Genomic DNA, 16028 nt, shown 5'->3' with positions numbered 1-16028 from the left:
CGGGTTCTCAGCGGCGGCGCCGCAGGGCCCGGCCCACGACGACGGCGGAGGCGAGCGCGAGGGCCGCGGCCGGGGCGATCCAGCGCAGGGTGGCCCCGGCGCTGATCGTCTCCGGGGCGGGGACGGGGGCGTACCGGCCGCGCGGCGGGGCGTGGTCGACCTCCTCGGCGCTCCGGCCGATCATGGTCCGGCGCGCGTGGGCGGCCTCGGCGGCGGGCTGCGGGGCGGGGAACTCGACCGGCACGTCCCCGAAGCCCTCGTCGGCGAGGGGGTCGAGGGCGGGGGGCGGCACCGGCGCGTCGAAGACGGAGTCGCGGTCGCCGGGCTCCTCCACGCCGTCGTCGACCCCGTCGTTGTCGTCGAGACGGTCGCCGTCGAGGCCTTCGCCGTCGAGTACGCCGGGTGTGTCGAGTACGCCGGGTGTGTCGGGCACGTCGGGCACGTCAGGTGCGCCGAGTACGGGATCGGTACCGGCGACGGGGGCCGCACCGGCACCCGCGCCCTCCCCCGCCTCCCCCACCAGCGCCTCCACGAACCGGTCGAGCAGGCGGGCGCCCGTCGCGGCCCGGGTCCCGTCCGTCTCGTCGGCCAGCCGGCCGGTCGCCGACAGGGCGCCCGTGAAGCTCAGGTTCGTGCCCTCGGCCACCGGGGTGAGGACCACGGTGAGCGACAGCTCCGCCCCGCCCTTGCCCCGGGCCTCGACGCCCTCGCCCTCGTAGGTGATGGCGCCGTCCCGCTCGACGATCCGCAGCGCGCCCCGGTAGGTGATGGTGTGGCCGCCGATCCGGACCTTGAGCCGGCCTCCGAGGGGGTCCCCCTCCGCGTCGGCGTCGCGCTGGAGACCGGGCACGCAGCGCACCACGCGGGCCGGGTCCGTGAGCGTCGCGCGCAGGGCCTCGGCCGGTACCGGGACGAACACCTCATGCTCCATGGGAGCCGAGCCTACTCAGACCGGGGCCCCGCGTCGCCTGTTCGCCCCGCACCGGAGGCCCCTCGCCCCTCGGTCGCCGTACCGCGGGCGCTCCCGCCCCTCAGTCGCCGTACCGCGGGTGCACCAGCGTCGAGGAGGGCGGCGCCTGGGCGCCCCGGGACCGTTCGGCGCGGCGGGCGTCGGCCGCCAGGGCGTCCGCGTCGAGCGAGCGCGGCCGGGGCCCGTCGGGGGCGAGGCCGAGGACGGGCGGCCGGTCGCCCGGGACGGCCAGGAGGAAGCCCCAGTCGCAGGGCCCCGGCCCCGTACCGGCGGCGCGGTCGGCGCGGTCGGGGCCCGCGGCGAAACCGGGGGCGCGGCCGCCCGCGCTGTAGGGCCGGGTCGCGAAGCCGGCGGCGCGCAGGGTGGAGTCGACCGTCCAGTAGGTGTGGGGCCGGTCGGTGACCGAGCCGGCGTGGACGGCGAACCGCCCGGACCGGTCGAGGACCCGGGCCACGAGCCCGTAGAACTCCTCCGAGTACAGCTTGGTGCTGGGGGTGATCCCGGGGTCGGGCAGGTCGGAGATGACCACGTCGTAACGTTCCCGCACCCGGTCGGCGGCGCCCCGCAGCCAGTGGAAGGCGTCCTCGTGGACCACCCGGACGCGCGGGTCGCGGAACGCCCGCCCGTTGAGCCGGGCGAGTGCCGGATCGGTGCGGGCGAGGCGGACGACCCCGGGGTCGAGCTCCACGACGGTCACGGACCGGACGCCGGGGTGGTGCAGCACCTCGCGGACGGCCATCCCGTCCCCGCCGCCGACGACGAGGACGCGCGCGTGCGGGCCGTTCATCGCGGGGTGGACGAGCGCTTCGTGGTAGCGGTACTCGTCCTCGCCGGAGACCCGGAGCCGGCCGTCGAGGAAGAGGTCGGGCGGCCCCTCCGGGCCCCCGGTGACCACGACCTCCTGGAGGTCGGTGTGGACGGCGACCCGCACGTGCTCCCCGTACACGGCCCGGCGCGCGGCCTGTTCGAAGTCGTCGACGAGGACGGTCGCGGTGGCGAGGACGGCCAGGACGCCCAGGTTCACGGCGAGGAGCAGGGCCCGGGAGCGGGCGGTCAGGTCGCGGCGGAACACCCACAGGACGAGCCCGCCGCCCGCGACGGCGTTCACCGCGCCGGTGACGAGCGCGCCGGTGAGCTGGCCGAGCCAGGGGAGCAGAAGGAACGGGAAGGCGAGGCCGCCGACCAGCGCGCCGACGTAGTCGGCGGCGAAGAGGTCGGCGACCGTCCCGGCCGCGTCGTCCTGCTCCCCGGGCGCCCCCTTCCGTCCGGTCCGCTGTATCAGCGACATCAGGAGGGGGATCTCCGCGCCGATGAGGACCCCGATCGCGAGCGAGAACGCCACGACCACGTACCGCGACTCGCCGAACCAGGCGAAGGCCGCGTACAGCACCATCGCCGAGCAGCCGCCGACCAGCGCGAGCGCGGCCTCGACCAGGCCGAAGCCGACGGCGGCGCGACAGCGCAGCCGCTTGGCGAGGAGCGAGCCGAGACCCATCGCGAACACCATCACGGAGAGCACGACGGAGGCCTGGGTGACCGAGTCCCCGATCAGGTACGAGGAGAGCGCCACCAGTTCGAGCTCGTAGACCAGGCCGCAGGCGGCGCAGACGAAGACCACCGCGAGGACCGGGAACCGCACCGCCTCGCGCGGCCGGGCGGGCCGCCGCGCGGGCGCCCGCCGCACCCGCTCCTGGGGTCGCATGGTCACGGTCGGCTCGATCATGCAGTAACGCTACGTCACGGCCCGAGCGCCCCTCGTCACCCGCACGGGTGCACACGGGGCTTTCGGGGGGCGCATCAGAGTGCGGCGGGCATACGCGCGCCGACCCTGGTCCTGGTCGCCACCAACTGCCCCTCCTGCGGGTAGGCGTGCCAGGTGCGCCACCGCACCTGTCCCTCGTGGCGCTGGGCCAGGAGGGCGGTGAAGGCGTGCGGGGAGCCGGGGAAGGTGCCGGCGAGTCCGTGGGGATGGTCGGCGACGAGCGCGAGCAACTCCTGGGCGCGGCCCGCGAAGGAGCCGTCCGAGAGCGTCTCGACGCGCGCGGCGAATTCGTACTCCCAGCCGCCGACGCGCTTGGAGACGCCGAGCGGGAGGGGGGTGCTGCTGCCGGGCATGCACGCCACGGTCTCCGAGCAGGTGCGTCCCTCCTCCTCCAGGAGGACCTGGTGGGAGGCGCCGAGCAGCCTCAACTGGATTTTGGCGCCGGAGAGTTCGAGGTCGAGGACGGCGAGGGCGGGCAGCGGCTCGCGCCCGAGCGCCCAGGCCAGGTCGGCCGCGCGCGTGTCGGTGTAGGAGGTCTTCAGGGTGGTGAGCATGGGTCGGCTCCGCAAACACGGTTTGACGGGTGGGCCGGGGGCGCCCCGGTGAAGGATTTCAACGGGAGTGGGGAATCGCCGGCTCGGGTCCACACACGGTCCGAGGGCTGTCTCTGTCAGGAGCGAGAGAACCACGGACGCCGGACGACTCGCAGCGTTTTTACCCAACTTGCCGTGGTTTCCAACCCCTTCGGGGACCCCACAGTTCACTTGTTCAACCGGAATCGGCCGCCGGGGCGCACGCCGGCGGACGGCCCCGTGTGCTCGCGACGGCCGCCGGCCGAAAACCGGCGGCCTCCGTCCGCCCGCGTGCTCGTACCGGCGGGCCGCCGACACCCCCGTGGCCGGCGGCCCGCCCGCTCAACTGCCGCCGCAGCCGCCACCCCCGCAGCTCGATCCGCCGCCCCCGCAGGAGCTGCCGGAACCGCAGGAGCTGCTCGATCCGCAGGAGCTGCCGATCCAGCTGCCGCCGCTGTCACTGCCGCTGCCGCCGCTCTTCCGCCGGCCGCTCCGCTTCCCGCTCCCGGAGCGGGCGGCCGCGACGCGGTACGCGGTGAGGGCCTTGCGGATGGCCGCGCGCCGGGCGGCGGCCGCGCGCCGCTTCTCGGCGGTGGTGACGAGGCCGATGACGACGACGGCCGCCACCACGAGGAAGGTGCCGATGAGTGCCATGAGTACTGCCCCCGTTCTTCTGTGCGAGGGGGATTCCCAGGCCGTTCCCGGCCCAAAGCACACTTGAGCAAGTCCAGAGGTTGGGCCCAGGATGGCGGGCATGACACGACCGCCGCTCAACCGCCGCCTCGCCGAGTTCGGTACGACGATCTTCGCCGAGATGTCCGCACTCGCCGCCAGGACCGGGGCGATCAACCTCGGCCAGGGCTTCCCCGACACCGACGGCCCGGAGGAGGTCCGGGAGGCGGCGGTGCGCGCCCTGCGGGAGGGCCGGGGCAACCAGTACCCGCCGGGCCCGGGCGTCCCCGAGCTGCGGACGGCGATCGCGGACCACCAGCGCCGCTTCTACGACCTGACCTTCGACCCGGACACGGACGTCCTGGTCACCGCGGGCGCGACGGAGGCGATCGCGGCGGCCATGCTCGCTTTGCTGGAGCCCGGTGACGAGGTGATCGCCTTCGAGCCCTTCTACGACTCCTACGCGGCCTGCATCGCCATGGCCGGCGCGAAGCGCGTCCCCCTCACCCTGCGGGCCCCGTCCTTCCGCCCGGACCTGGACGAGCTGCGGTCCAAGATCACCCCGCGCACCCGCCTGCTGCTCCTCAACACCCCGCACAACCCGACCGGAACGGTCCTCACCACCGAGGAGCAGAGCGCCATCGCCGCGCTCGCCGTCGAACACGACCTGCTCGTCGTCACCGACGAGGTGTACGAGCACCTGACCTTCGACGGCGCCGCCCACGTCCCGATCGCGACGTTCCCCGGGATGCGCGAGCGCACCGTCTCCATCTCCTCCGCCGGCAAGACCTTCTCCTTCACCGGATGGAAGGTCGGCTGGGTCACGGCGGACGGCCCGCTCCTCTCCGCGGTCCGGACCGCCAAGCAGTACCTGACGTACGTCAGCGCGGGCCCCTTCCAGTACGCGATCGCCGAGGCGCTCCGCCTGCCGGACGCGTACTTCGACGGCTTCCGCGCCGACCTGCGACGCAAGCGCGACCTGCTCGGCGACGGCCTGCGTGCGGCCGGCTTCGAGGTCCACCAGCCGGAGGGCACGTACTTCGTCACCGCCGACGTCACCCCCTTCGGCGAGAAGGACGCCTACGCCTTCTGCCGCGCCCTCCCCGAACGCTGCGGCGTCGTCGCCATCCCCAACTCCGTCTTCTACGACGACCCCGACGCCGGCCGTACCCAGGTCCGCTTCACCTTTTGCAAACGGGACGACGTCCTCACCGAGGCCGTCGGCCGCCTGCAGCGCCTGGCGTCCTCGACCTGACTCTTCGTCCCGAGCAGAGGTCCGGCAGGGCCCGCGACATATCGGCACAGCGCCCAGCACCGCAAGTTCGTCTCATCATATGAGACGCGGCAGGGTGTGGCAACGAGGCGTCATGGCCACTGACCGCCACCCCGAGGCATTGATCACCGCCCGCCAGGCGCACACCATGAACCCCACAGGCACCACGGCGGGGTGCGCAGAAGCCTGCCGCGCCTCGCCGCTCCACACGTCTCGGGGGGACACCACCATGAGCAAGACCCTGCGCACACGCGTACTCGTCGTCACCACCGGCCTGCTGCTGGCCGCACAGGCCACCGTCGCCGGCCACGCCCTCGCGGCGCCGACGGTGGCCCCGGCCATCACGGCTGTCGCGGCCGCCGCGCCGGCCACCACCGCTCCCTCGGTGGTGAACGCGCCGGGCGACGACAACGGCTGGTGGTAGCCGCGGCCGTGGGCGTGAACGTCGCGATCGTCGGCTTCGGCGTGGCGGGACGCCAGCATGCCGAGGCCCTGGCCGGGACCACCGAGTTCCGGGTCACCGCCGTGGTCGAGGCCGACGACGCCCTGGCCACCGGCTCGCTGCGGCGCGTGCCCTCCTGGGGCGCGGTGCTCGCCGACCCCGAGGTCGACCTGGTGGGCCTCTGCCTCCCGCCCGGCGGACGGGCCGACCTGGCCCTCGAAGCCCTGCGGGCGGGCAAGGCCGTCCTCCTCGAAGCACCTCCCGCGCTCTCCGAGCACGAGGTCGACCGGATGGTCTCGGTCGCGGAGCAGGCGGGCCGGCCCATCGGCGTCATGCTCCAGCACCGCCTCCGGCTGCCGGAGACGGTGTGCGCGGCCGACTGGTCCGATCCCTCGCTGACCGGGACGCTGGAGGTGTCCCGGTTCCGGTCCCCGGCCCACTTCGGCCGGACGGCGTGGCGGTCGGACCCCGCCGCCGCCCTGGGCGGCGCCGTCGCGCACCTCGCGGTCCACTACCTCGACCTGGCCTGCCAGTTGCTCGGCGATCCCGCCGGGCTCTGGCTCGCCCCCGGCCGGGAGATGTGCCGGGGCATCGACACCCGGGCCACCGGCGTCATCGAGTTCGGCAGCGGGGCCACGCTCTCCTTCACCGCGACCTCGGAGGCGGCCGCCTCGTCCGAGCGGCTGCGGGTGCTCGGCCCCGCCAACTGCCTGTCCGTCGACGACGGCACGGTCAGCGCGCGGATCGGTGACGTCGACGACGTCTGGCCCGTCCTGCCGCTCCCGATGCTGCGGCGGCTCGTCTACCAGGACATGGCCGAGGCGATGAGGACGGGGCACCGGCCCCGGCACAGCCATCTGGACGGCGCGCGTCCCGTGACCCGGATACTGCAGGCGCTGCGCGCGTGAACGCGCCCCGCCCGAGCCTTCCCGACCGTACGACACTGCGAGGGTTCCGTTGTTCGAGATCGGACTGATCCACGACCATCCGCTGATCGAGTGGGCCGTGAGCCAAGCCCTCTCGGAGGCGCCGGACATGCGGGTCCACGTCCTGAGCACGGGGTACGACGTCGCCGCCGGCGGTTCTCGCGGTTCCGGCGGCCCGGACGACCCCGGCGGCTCCCGGGACTCCGTCCGCGAGCTGCCGGAGCGTCTGGACGTCCTCGTGCTGGACCGGCCGCCCGAACGGGCGACGCCCGCCGAGGCGGCCGTGACCCGGGCGTCCTGCGTCCTGCTCATGCCCTCGACCGGTCACCTGGAGAGCGTTTGCCCGGGCGTCAACGGTTATCTCTCCGAGCGGTCCGATCCGGTGGCCCTGGCCGCCGCCGTGCGCGAGGCGGCCGTGCGGTCGCGCGGGACGGAGCGGGAGGGGGAGACCGCGGAGGAGGAAGCCGCGCTGCTGTCCGTACGCGAACGGCAGGTGATCCGCATGCTCGCCCGTGGACTGACGCACCATCAGATTGCGCGTCGGCTCGGCATCAGCCACCACACCGTGGACACGTACGTCAAGCGGATGCGGAGCAAGCTCGGCCTCGGCAACAAAGCCGAGCTGGTCCGGGCCGCGATGGCGTACGGCTGGGACTGACGGAGCCCGGCCACAGCCGAGCCCCTGCCTCCCGTCCGGTTGCCCACCTCCGGCTCAGGCTCCCGCCGCGAGCCGGAGGCGCTCGGCGCGGTCCGTGCGCTCCCAGGTGAAGTCGGGCAGTTCGCGCCCGAAGTGGCCGTACGCCGCCGTCTGGGCGTAGATCGGGCGGAGCAGGTCCAGGTCCCTGACGATCGCGGCCGGCCGGAGGTCGAAGACCTCGCCGACGGCCTCCTGGATCCGCGACACGGGCACGGTCTCGGTGCCGAAGGTCTCGACGAAGAGGCCGACGGGTTCGGCCTTGCCGATGGCGTACGCGACCTGGACCTCGCAGCGGCGGGCGAGACCGGCCGCGACGACGTTCTTCGCGACCCAGCGCATCGCGTAGGCCGCCGAACGGTCCACCTTCGACGGGTCCTTGCCGGAGAACGCGCCGCCGCCGTGCCGGGCCATCCCGCCGTACGTGTCGATGATGATCTTCCGACCGGTGAGGCCCGCGTCGCCCATCGGACCGCCGATCTCGAAGCGCCCGGTCGGGTTGACGAGCAGCCGGTAGCCGCGGGTGTCGATGTCGAGCGAGGCCAGCTCGGGCTCCACCACGCACTCGTGGATGTCCGGGACCAGCACCGAGTCGAGGTCGAGGTCGTCGGAGTGCTGCGCGGAGACCACGACGGTGTCGAGCCGGACCGGCCGGTCACCGTCGTACTCGATGGTGACCTGCGTCTTCCCGTCGGGCCGCAGGTAGGGGAGCGTGCCGTCCTTGCGTACGGCGGCCAGGCGCCGGGCCATCCGGTGCGCCAGCATGACCGGCAGCGGCATCAGTTCGGGGGTCTCGTCGCAGGCGAAGCCGAACATGATCCCCTGGTCGCCGGCGCCCTGCCGGCCGATCGCGTCCGCGTCGCCCCCGGTGTCGGCGTCGGCGGACGCCCCCTCCGCCGTCCGCACCTCGTAGGCGTGGTCGACGCCCTGGGCGATGTCCGGAGACTGCGATCCGATGGACACGGACACCCCGCAGGAGGCGCCGTCGAAGCCCTGCGCGGAGCTGTCGTAGCCGATGTCGAGGATCCGGTCCCGCACCAGGGAGGCGATCGGGACGAACGCGGAGGTGGTCACCTCGCCCGCGACGTGGACCAGGCCCGTGGTGATCAGGGCCTCCACGGCGACCCGCGACGAGGGGTCCTCCTTGAGCAGGGCGTCGAGAATGGTGTCGCTGATCTGGTCGGCGATCTTGTCGGGGTGTCCTTCGGTGACGGATTCCGAAGTGAACAGACGTCGGGACACGGAGCTCCTCCGAGGGGGCGGTGTACGGGGCGGACGGGGGTGGCCGGAAGCCGGCCGGGGCGGTCAGGAACCGGTGGGAGCGGGGACCTCGGCGTCTCCCCGCCACACGTTTCCCCGGACGAGCAGTTCGTCCGGCACGGCCCGTCGGACGACGAGGTAGACCTCGTCGGCAGGGACGGCGAGCAACGTGCTCAGCTCGTCGCGCAGCAACAGCAGCAGCTCCGAAACGAGTTCCCTCGGGTACGTCTCCTTGCAGGTGACGAAGCCGACGGGAGCGCACGGGGAGCCGTCGTCCCGCCAGTCGGGCCGGTGCGCCGCGTCGGCGTCGAGCCGCTGCCAGAACACCCAGCAGTGCTCCGCCGGTATGCCCAGGAGCCCGGTGACCGCCTTGGCCAGCCGCGCGAGGGCCGGGCGGCCCGGGCCGGGATCGGGTGACATGAGGGTGATGACGGGCATCGGAAGGGGCCTTTCGTGGAGGGGTGCGACGGGGGCCGGTGCGGTCGGCCGCCGGGATCAGCCGTCGTCCGGGGTCAGGTGCCCAGGCCGGCGAGCAGCCGCGGGCGGTCGATCTTGCCGTTGGCGGTGACGGGGAGCCGGTCCACCCGCTGGACGACGTCGGGGACGGCGTACGGGGGGAGTTCGAGGCCGAGCGTCCGCCGCAGCGCCTCGGGCGTTCCGGCTTCCTCCCCGGCTGCCGTGTAGAAGAGCGCGAGCCGGTCGTAGTTCCCCAGCACGCCGGGGACGGGGACGGCCGCGCAGCGGGCGATGCCGGGCAGCCGGGCCGCGTGGGCCTCGATCTCCTCGGGCTCGACGCGGTTGCCGCGGATCTTGACCTGGCGGTCGGTGCGCCCGGTGAAGTGGAGGACGCCGTCCGCGTCGCGGAAGCCCCGGTCGCCGGTCCGGTAGGTGCGCGGGCGGGTCCCGTCGGCGGCGGGGGCGAGGAAGCGGCGGGCCGTGAGCGCGGGGTCGCCGAGATACTCGCAGGCCAATCCGGCCCCGCTGACGCACAGTTCGCCGACCGTGCCGGGGTCGCACGGGCGTCCTGCGTCGTCGAGGACGTGCATCCGGGTGCCGGGGACCTCACGCCCGATGGGGACGCCGTGCTCCCGGTCGCAGTCCTCCGGGCCGATCGGATGGACGGTGGCGAAGACACAACTCTCCACCGGTCCGTACCCGTTGAGCAGTCGAATGCCCGGGTGCCGGGCCAGGAAGCGGCCGACGTGCGGGGCGGACAGCCGCTCGCCGCCGATGTAGAGCCGGCGCAGCCCGCCGAAGCAGTCCACGTCGATCTCGGTGAGCAGGTTGAAGAGGGAGGCGGTCAGCCAGACGGTGTCGACGCCGTGGGCGGTGACGAGCCGGCTCACGGTGTCCGGGAGCAGGTAGTCCTCGGCCGCGGTGACACAGGTGCCGCCGGTGGTGAGCATCCCCCACAGCTCCAGGGAGAAGGCGTCCCAGGGCGAGGGTGAGGCCTGCATCATGACGGTGCCCGGGCCGAAGGCGAGCGGACCGTCCGGTGCGAAGAGCCGCGTGGTGGCCGCGTGCGGGGACACCACGCCCTTGGGGGTGCCGCTGGTTCCGGAGGTGAAGAAGACGGCGGCGGGCGCGTCGGCCGTCCCGTCGTACGCGACGAACCCGTTCTCGGCACCTTCCTCGTCCCCGAGGGCCGGCGGCCGCCACGACGGGGTATCGCCGTACGGTTCCTCCGCGTCCGACACGAGCACCGGAGCGTCCAGCTGCCGGAGCACCTCCTCAACCCGCTCGCGCGGCCACCGCGGGTCCAACGCGGCATATGCGGCACCGCACTTGAGCACCGCGAGCAGCGCCGTGTACAGCCGGGCCGAGCGCGGCAGGAGTACGGGGACGAGGGTGTCCGGCCCCACCCCGGCCCGGGCGAGGAGCCCGGCCCAGTGGCCGGCCGCCGCGTCCAGGGACGCGTACCCGAGACGGGTGTCTCCGTCCACCACCGCGACCGCGTCCGGCGTCAGGCGTGCCTGACGGGTGACAGCCTGATGAATGAGCGCAATTCCCACGGATATCCCTCCGACTGTGGCGGACGATAAACCGTAGGCAAGGGGAAGGGGCTCCCGCACCTGCCGTCGTGTCCCCGGTTCTGGGGACACCGGGGAACGTTGACACCCCTGCGCCGACCGGGAAATCTGATCGAGGTCCGGCGAGCAGCATCCGCCCCGATCCCTCCGGCGGTCCGCCGGTTCCCTGCCGCCGTCGCTGCATTCGGTCATTTCCCAAGGGGGTTTATCGATGAGCGCGCTCGATCCTGAAGGGCACGTCCTTCCCGGACCGGCCCTGGCCGGTCACTCCAGTGGCATCGAGCTGCTGGACTACGACACCGTGCCCGGTGCGACACGGGCCGGCGGGGCCCCGGGAAGCATGCTGCTGCTGCACGGATTCGGCGGCGACAAGCGGCAGTTGCGGCCGATCGGGGACGCACTGTGCCCGGCGGGCGCGGTGGCCGTCCACCCCTCCCTGCGCGGCCACGGCGACAGCCCGTGCCCCGACTGGGGCTTCTCCGTGATGGACTTCTCCGCCGACCTGCACCGCTTCGCCGATGTGCTCCCGGACGAACTGCACCTGGTCGGCTACTCGTACGGCGGCCTCGTCGCGGCGGTCTCCGCCGTCACCTGGGGTGCCCCCCGGGTCCGCAGCGTGGTCGTCGTCGACCAGTCCTTCGACGCCCATCCGCACCTGCACGTGGCGGACGAGTGGGCCGAGGGGAGCCTGCTGCGCTGGACGTACGACTTCGGTCACCTCCCGGACCTGCTGGAGCGGCTCGGCATCCCGCTGCTGGTCCTGGCCGCCGACGACAGCGCCAAGATCCCGGCGGACGAGCGCGAGCGCCTGTCCCGCCGTGACGGCGCGAGCTTCTCCCTTGAATTCGTCAAGGGCACGCACGCCGACTGTCTCCGTCACACCGGTGACATCACCTCCGCCATGCGCGCGTTCTATCGGAACCATTTCGGCGGGACGGACGAGAGGGAATGCGCCGCATGAAGTTCGGTTTCATCGAGCGGGGTCCGGGGCGCATGCTGCTCCTGGGAACGCTCGCCAATTCCTTCGGAAACGGTGTCTTCCTGACGGTTTCCGTGCTCTATTTCACCCGGATCGCGGGATTCTCGCCGACCCAGCTGGGCCTCGGCCTCAGCATCGCGGGAATCGCCGGCCTGTTCGCGGGCGTTCCGTTCGGGCACCTCGCCGACCGCAAGGGCGCAAGGGGCACCGCGGTCGTCCTGCTGATGCTGGCCGGCCTCGCCACCACCGCGTACCTGGCGACGGAGTCCTTCCCGCTGTTCGTCGTCATCGCGACCTTCTACGCGACGTTCGACCGAGGTGCGCACGCCGCCCGGCAGGCGCTGATCCCGGCGGTACTCAGCGGCGAGAAACTGGTGCTCGTCCGCGCCAGGATCCGGGTCTTCACCAACCTCGGCATATCCGCCGGTGCCGGTCTCGGCGGTCTCGCCCTGTTGTGGGACACCCGGACCTCGTACCTCCTCATGTTCGCGATCAACGCGCTCAGCTTCGTGGTGTGCGGGCTGCTGTTCCTGCGGCTGCCCGCCGCGCCCGTCGCCGCGGACCGCGCGCCCGGCGAGCCGCGGCTCGCGGTGCTCCGCGACCGCCCGTACGCGCTGCTCGCCCTGATCAACATGGTGATGCTGCTGTACATCCCGATTCTGGGCGTGATCATGCCGCTCTGGATCTCCCTGCACACCGACGCGCCCCGCTCGCTGACTGCCGTCCTGCTCCTCCTCAACACCCTCTCCGTCGTCGCGCTCCAGGTCAGGGTGACCAGGAAGATCGACTCCCTGGAACCTGCGATCCGCTCCTTCCGCACGGCCGGCCTGGTGCTGCTCGCCTCCTGCCTCGCCTTCGCCCTCTCGGCGGGCCGCGGCGGGGCAGCCGCCACGGCGGCCCTCGTGGTCGCCGCCGCCCTGCACGTGTACGGCGAGATGGTGCAGTCGGCCGGCTCCTGGGTGATCGGCTACGAACTCGCCCCGGCGGACAAGCAGGGCCAGTACCAGGGGCTGTTCAACACCGGGATCGCAGCGGTCCAGATGTTCGGCCCGGTCTCGCTGACGCTGCTCCTCGTCGACTGGGGCACGCCCGGCTGGCTGGTGCTCGGCGGGGTGTTCCTCGCGGGCGGCCTGCTCATGGCCCCGGCCGTCCGGTGGGCGCAGAGCCGCCGTGCGACGGCGGGAGAGGCCGACCCGGCTCCGCTCGCCGTCTGAACGGTCCGAGCACCACCGATCGACCACAGCCGCGTCGGCGCGTCCGCGCGCCGGCGTGAGGATGGGGGAACTCATGCTCCACCAGGAAGCCACCACCGCGACACCCACCACCACTGCGACCTCCACCGACCCGACCACCGCGCCCCCGGGCGCCGGGCGCGACGGCGTGGAGCTCCAACTGTGCGACGTATGGCGAAAGTTGCTCGGGAGGACGGACGTCGGCATCCACGACGACTTCTTCTCCCTCGGCGGCCACTCGCTGCTCGCCATCCGGCTCACCGTGGAAGTGCGCCGACTCTTCCAGGTCGACCTCTCCGCCGCCGACCTGCTCGCCGCGGCCACCGTCGCGGAGCTCGCCGAGATCATCCGCCGGGGATCCACGGAGTCCCGGTGCCGGCCGGTCCGCATCCAGGCCGGCACCGGCGACAGCCCCGTCTACGCCCTCCCGCCCGTCTCCGGCACGGTCCTGCTCTATCCGCCCGTGGCCCGGGCCATGGGCACCGACCAGCCGTTCTGGGCCGTGCAGTCGGTCGGATTGCAGCCCGGCGAGACCCCGCTCGGCTCGATCGAGGAGATCTCCGAAGCCTTCATCGAACAGCTCGGGACCGTCCACCCCGAGGGCGCCGAGTGGAACCTGATCGGCTACTCCATGGGCGGTCTGCTCGCCTACGAGACCGCCCGTCGGCTCACGGCGCGCGGCGAGCGGGTCGGGCTCGTCGGACTGCTCGACACCCGGATCAACGTCTCGCCCTCGGGCGACCCCGACTTCGCCCTGCGGGCCCTGCTCTGGCGCGGACTCAAGCTGGAGCTGGACATCGACTGGCTCCGGGGCCTGGCGCCCGAGGAACGCGCGGCGGTGCTCGTCGAGCGGGCCGTCGCCGCCGGGACGGTGCCCGCCGACTTCGACGCGGACCGGCTGCGCCGCATGATCGACATGTACCAGTTCAACCTGGACGCCCTCGCGGCCTACGAGGTGAAGCCGTACGACGGCACGGTCACCGTCTTCCGGGTCACGGACCGCTCCATGGAGGACGGCACGCTGCCCGAGGACCTCGGTTGGAGCGCGGTCGCCGCGCACACCGTGGTCTGCGACGTGCCGGGCGACCACTTCACGATGATCGAGCCCGGACAGGTCGAGGTGCTGGGCCGGCGCCTGAGGGAGCAGCTCGTCCCCCGTTCCACGGAGGAGGGAACGTCCGCATGAACCAGGAACCCACCAGCGCCCCGGACCCGGCCCCGTACCGGTTCCGTCCGATCGGTGTCGTCCGCTCGCCCCGCACCGTCCCCCGGCACGACCACTGGGGCGACGTCAGTGCCGTCATCGAGCTCGACCCCGAGCAACTGGACCCCGACGCGGTGGCCGGGCTCGACCAGTTCTCCCACCTCGAAGTGATCTTCCACTTCCACCTCGTACCCGAGTCCGACACCGTACGGGGCTCCTGCCCGCCGCGCGGCCGCGGGGACCTGCCGGCGCTCGGCATCCTCGCCCAGCGGCTCAAGGAGCGGCCCAACCGGCTCGGCGTCTCGCGCTGCGAGCTGGCCGGTGTCGACGGGCTCACGCTCCACGTACGGGGACTCGACGCGCTGGACGGCACCCCCGTCCTCGACGTGAAGCCGTACCAGCAGATCTTCCAGCCGGCGCCCGAGACGGTGCGCGAGCCCACCTGGCTGCGGGCGGCGATGTCCGCCTACTACTTCTGACCGTTCCCGCCCCTGTCCGGCCACAAGCCGGCCGCGGACGTCCACCCCAAGGAGACCCACCTTGTCCAGCCTCACCACCGGCGGCAACGGCACCGTCGACCTGGAACTGAACCTCGGCCGACTCCTCGACCGCAACCCGCAGCTGCAGATCCCCCGCGACGAGTACAACATCAACGTCACCTCGAACGAGGGCGATCAGCTCAGCAGCGAGGAACTCGCCCGGGAGTACGGCACGTTCCCCGGCGCCGGCCACCCGGCCCACCTGTACTTCCACCTCCCCCTCTGCAACTACATCTGTCATTTCTGCAACTACGTCAAGCGACTGGTGCCGCGCGGCAAGGAGGACCCCTCGCTGCGACTGTGGTCCGACCTCCTCATCGAGGAGTCGCGCCGCTACCTGGACCGCTTCGACTGGGTGTCCCAGGCCCGCGTCGAGTCCTTCTACATCGGCGGCGGCACGGCCGCGCTGCTCCTCAACAGCCCCGAGTACATCGAGCCGTTGGTCCGCCACGCCCGCGAGAACTACGACCTGTCGGACGACGTCGAGTTCAACATCGAGGGCAACCCCGAGAACTTCCAGCGCCACCACCTGGAGACCGCGCGGGAGCTGGGCTTCAACCGGTTCAGCCTCGGCGTCCAGTCGCTCCAGGACGAGGTCAACGACTTCACCAAGCGCCGCCACTCCTCGGCCCAGTCCATCGAGGCCGTCGAGAACCTGCTGGCGACCGGCTGCCCGTTCAACGTCGACATGATGTTCGGCCTGCCGTACCAGACCCCGGAATCCGTCCGCCGTGACATGACGATCCTCACCGACCTCGGCGTCCCGACGATCACCATCTACCGGCTGCGCAACGCGGACCGCGAGGAGATGGGCATCGGCAACCGGGCCGTCTGGAACAACCCCGCCGTGCGCGAACGCCTGATCAGCGAGGGCCGCTTCCCCGACCTGGACTCCACCTACGCGATGCGACAGGAGGCCGTCGAGGTCCTCCTCGAGAAGGGCTACTACCCGAGCCCCTGCGGCTGGTGGAGCCGCCCCGGCACGTACAGCGGCGGCAACATCCCGCAGACGTCGAAGAACAAGTGGGAGCACTACAACACCATGATCGCGTACGGTCCCGGCGCCTACGGCTGGCTGACCGGCGACCAGGAGGAGTTCCTCCAGACCCACAACATCACCGACATCAGCAAGTACGTCTCCTTCATGCAGAAGAACGACGGCCTGCCCCTCAACTTCGGCCGCCGCCTCTCCGGCCACAAGGCCGTCGGCACCGCCCTCGGCTTCAACTTCAAGGCCAACCAGCCGATCGACCTCCAGCGCTACAAGGACCGCTTCGGCGCCGACCTGATGGAGATGGAACCCTTCGCCTCCGCCTTCGCGGAACTGCTGGAGCGCGGTCTCGTGGAGATGGTCGACGACGGCGCCGCGCTGAAGCCGACCCTGGACGGCGAAGCCCTGCACGAGGAGATCATCTTCCACTACTTCCACCAGCGCATCGGCCTCTCCGACGCCCCGGTCTGCCGGCGGTGACC

The 16028-nt window shown here is 72.6% G+C and carries 16 protein-coding genes; 9 read left to right on the top strand and 7 right to left on the bottom strand.

From position 1 onward, the window contains the following. Nucleotides 1-7: 7 nt before the first annotated feature. From ACIP5O_RS02495 to ACIP5O_RS02480, 4 genes are all read right to left on the bottom strand, one after another. On the bottom strand, nucleotides 8-931 hold the full coding sequence (locus ACIP5O_RS02495) for an SRPBCC family protein (protein ID WP_401287614.1): 924 nt from the start codon (nucleotides 929-931) through the stop codon (nucleotides 8-10). A 100-nt stretch (nucleotides 932-1031) separates the two neighbouring features. Continuing rightward, nucleotides 1032-2693, bottom strand: coding sequence for a polyamine aminopropyltransferase (locus ACIP5O_RS02490; protein ID WP_401287612.1), 1662 nt, complete (start codon nucleotides 2691-2693; stop codon nucleotides 1032-1034). A gap of 74 nt (nucleotides 2694-2767) precedes the next feature. Continuing rightward, nucleotides 2768-3286, bottom strand: a complete 519-nt coding sequence (locus ACIP5O_RS02485; protein WP_401287610.1) for a DUF2617 family protein — start codon at nucleotides 3284-3286, stop codon at nucleotides 2768-2770. 360 nt (nucleotides 3287-3646) lie between these two features. Continuing rightward, the gene (locus tag ACIP5O_RS02480) at nucleotides 3647-3958 is read right to left on the bottom strand and encodes a hypothetical protein (protein ID WP_401287608.1); all 312 of its coding nucleotides are present in this window, start codon (nucleotides 3956-3958) and stop codon (nucleotides 3647-3649) included. Between the two features lie 91 nt (nucleotides 3959-4049). Between ACIP5O_RS02480 and ACIP5O_RS02475 the strand changes: the two genes are divergently transcribed. The 4 genes from ACIP5O_RS02475 to ACIP5O_RS02460 all read left to right on the top strand — a co-directional run bounded on the left by ACIP5O_RS02475 (nucleotide 4050) and on the right by ACIP5O_RS02460 (nucleotide 7275). Beyond that, nucleotides 4050-5231 (top strand): pyridoxal phosphate-dependent aminotransferase, encoded by a 1182-nt coding sequence (locus ACIP5O_RS02475; RefSeq protein WP_401287606.1) that lies wholly within the window; start codon nucleotides 4050-4052, stop codon nucleotides 5229-5231. 112 nt (nucleotides 5232-5343) lie between these two features. Further along, nucleotides 5344-5673, top strand: coding sequence for a hypothetical protein (locus ACIP5O_RS02470; RefSeq protein WP_401287604.1), 330 nt, complete (start codon nucleotides 5344-5346; stop codon nucleotides 5671-5673). Nucleotides 5674-5681: 8 nt separating this feature from the next. Further along, nucleotides 5682-6599 (top strand): Gfo/Idh/MocA family protein, encoded by a 918-nt coding sequence (locus tag ACIP5O_RS02465; protein WP_401287601.1) that lies wholly within the window; start codon nucleotides 5682-5684, stop codon nucleotides 6597-6599. A gap of 49 nt (nucleotides 6600-6648) precedes the next feature. Then, nucleotides 6649-7275 (top strand): response regulator transcription factor, encoded by a 627-nt coding sequence (locus ACIP5O_RS02460; RefSeq protein WP_401287598.1) that lies wholly within the window; start codon nucleotides 6649-6651, stop codon nucleotides 7273-7275. A 54-nt stretch (nucleotides 7276-7329) separates the two neighbouring features. Here ACIP5O_RS02460 and metK read toward each other — a convergent pair whose 3' ends face one another. From metK to ACIP5O_RS02445, 3 genes are all read right to left on the bottom strand, one after another. Beyond that, nucleotides 7330-8553 (bottom strand): methionine adenosyltransferase, encoded by a 1224-nt coding sequence (gene metK, locus ACIP5O_RS02455; RefSeq protein ID WP_401287595.1) that lies wholly within the window; start codon nucleotides 8551-8553, stop codon nucleotides 7330-7332. Nucleotides 8554-8616: 63 nt separating this feature from the next. After that, on the bottom strand, nucleotides 8617-9009 hold the full coding sequence (locus tag ACIP5O_RS02450; protein ID WP_401287593.1) for a hypothetical protein: 393 nt from the start codon (nucleotides 9007-9009) through the stop codon (nucleotides 8617-8619). Between the two features lie 74 nt (nucleotides 9010-9083). Next, nucleotides 9084-10793 (bottom strand): amino acid adenylation domain-containing protein, encoded by a 1710-nt coding sequence (locus ACIP5O_RS02445; protein WP_401287590.1) that lies wholly within the window; start codon nucleotides 10791-10793, stop codon nucleotides 9084-9086. Nucleotides 10794-10812: 19 nt separating this feature from the next. On the opposite strand from ACIP5O_RS02445, the gene ACIP5O_RS02440 reads away from it, so the two are divergent. From ACIP5O_RS02440 to ACIP5O_RS02420, 5 genes are all read left to right on the top strand, one after another. Further along, nucleotides 10813-11562 carry an alpha/beta fold hydrolase gene (locus tag ACIP5O_RS02440; RefSeq protein ID WP_401287587.1) on the top strand — a complete coding sequence of 250 codons (750 nt, stop codon included), beginning with the start codon at nucleotides 10813-10815 and terminating at the stop codon, nucleotides 11560-11562. Next, entirely contained in the window at nucleotides 11559-12794 is a 1236-nt protein-coding gene (locus ACIP5O_RS02435; RefSeq protein WP_401287584.1) for an MFS transporter, read from the top strand. The genes ACIP5O_RS02440 and ACIP5O_RS02435 overlap by 4 nt, the downstream gene beginning before the upstream one ends. Before the next feature lie 73 nt (nucleotides 12795-12867). After that, nucleotides 12868-13998 carry a thioesterase domain-containing protein gene (locus tag ACIP5O_RS02430; RefSeq protein ID WP_401287581.1) on the top strand — a complete coding sequence of 377 codons (1131 nt, stop codon included), beginning with the start codon at nucleotides 12868-12870 and terminating at the stop codon, nucleotides 13996-13998. Beyond that, entirely contained in the window at nucleotides 13995-14495 is a 501-nt protein-coding gene (locus tag ACIP5O_RS02425; protein WP_401287579.1) for an SAM-dependent methyltransferase, read from the top strand. The genes ACIP5O_RS02430 and ACIP5O_RS02425 overlap by 4 nt, the downstream gene beginning before the upstream one ends. A gap of 61 nt (nucleotides 14496-14556) precedes the next feature. Next, nucleotides 14557-16026 (top strand): coproporphyrinogen-III oxidase family protein, encoded by a 1470-nt coding sequence (locus ACIP5O_RS02420; protein ID WP_401287576.1) that lies wholly within the window; start codon nucleotides 14557-14559, stop codon nucleotides 16024-16026. The last annotated feature ends 2 nt before the right edge of the window (nucleotides 16027-16028 follow it).

The organism is Streptomyces sp. NPDC088915, assembly GCF_044749825.1.
GTDB lineage: Bacteria > Actinomycetota > Actinomycetes > Streptomycetales > Streptomycetaceae > Streptomyces.
This window is presented reverse-complemented; position numbering and strand designations above follow the sequence as displayed.

Coding starts and splice junctions, on each gene's coding strand:
- ACIP5O_RS02480 (WP_401287608.1), bottom strand. CDS start 3,958: ATGGCACTCATCGGCACCTTCCTCGTGGTGGCGGCCGTCGTCGTCATC.
- ACIP5O_RS02485 (WP_401287610.1), bottom strand. CDS start 3,286: ATGCTCACCACCCTGAAGACCTCCTACACCGACACGCGCGCGGCCGAC.
- ACIP5O_RS02495 (WP_401287614.1), bottom strand. CDS start 931: ATGGAGCATGAGGTGTTCGTCCCGGTACCGGCCGAGGCCCTGCGCGCG.
- ACIP5O_RS02440 (WP_401287587.1), top strand. CDS start 10,813: ATGAGCGCGCTCGATCCTGAAGGGCACGTCCTTCCCGGACCGGCCCTG.
- ACIP5O_RS02445 (WP_401287590.1), bottom strand. CDS start 10,793: ATGACCGAATGCAGCGACGGCGGCAGGGAACCGGCGGACCGCCGGAGG.
- ACIP5O_RS02475 (WP_401287606.1), top strand. CDS start 4,050: ATGGCGGGCATGACACGACCGCCGCTCAACCGCCGCCTCGCCGAGTTC.
- ACIP5O_RS02490 (WP_401287612.1), bottom strand. CDS start 2,693: ATGATCGAGCCGACCGTGACCATGCGACCCCAGGAGCGGGTGCGGCGG.
- ACIP5O_RS02450 (WP_401287593.1), bottom strand. CDS start 9,009: ATGCCCGTCATCACCCTCATGTCACCCGATCCCGGCCCGGGCCGCCCG.
- ACIP5O_RS02430 (WP_401287581.1), top strand. CDS start 12,868: ATGCTCCACCAGGAAGCCACCACCGCGACACCCACCACCACTGCGACC.
- ACIP5O_RS02435 (WP_401287584.1), top strand. CDS start 11,559: ATGAAGTTCGGTTTCATCGAGCGGGGTCCGGGGCGCATGCTGCTCCTG.
- ACIP5O_RS02470 (WP_401287604.1), top strand. CDS start 5,344: ATGGCCACTGACCGCCACCCCGAGGCATTGATCACCGCCCGCCAGGCG.
- ACIP5O_RS02425 (WP_401287579.1), top strand. CDS start 13,995: ATGAACCAGGAACCCACCAGCGCCCCGGACCCGGCCCCGTACCGGTTC.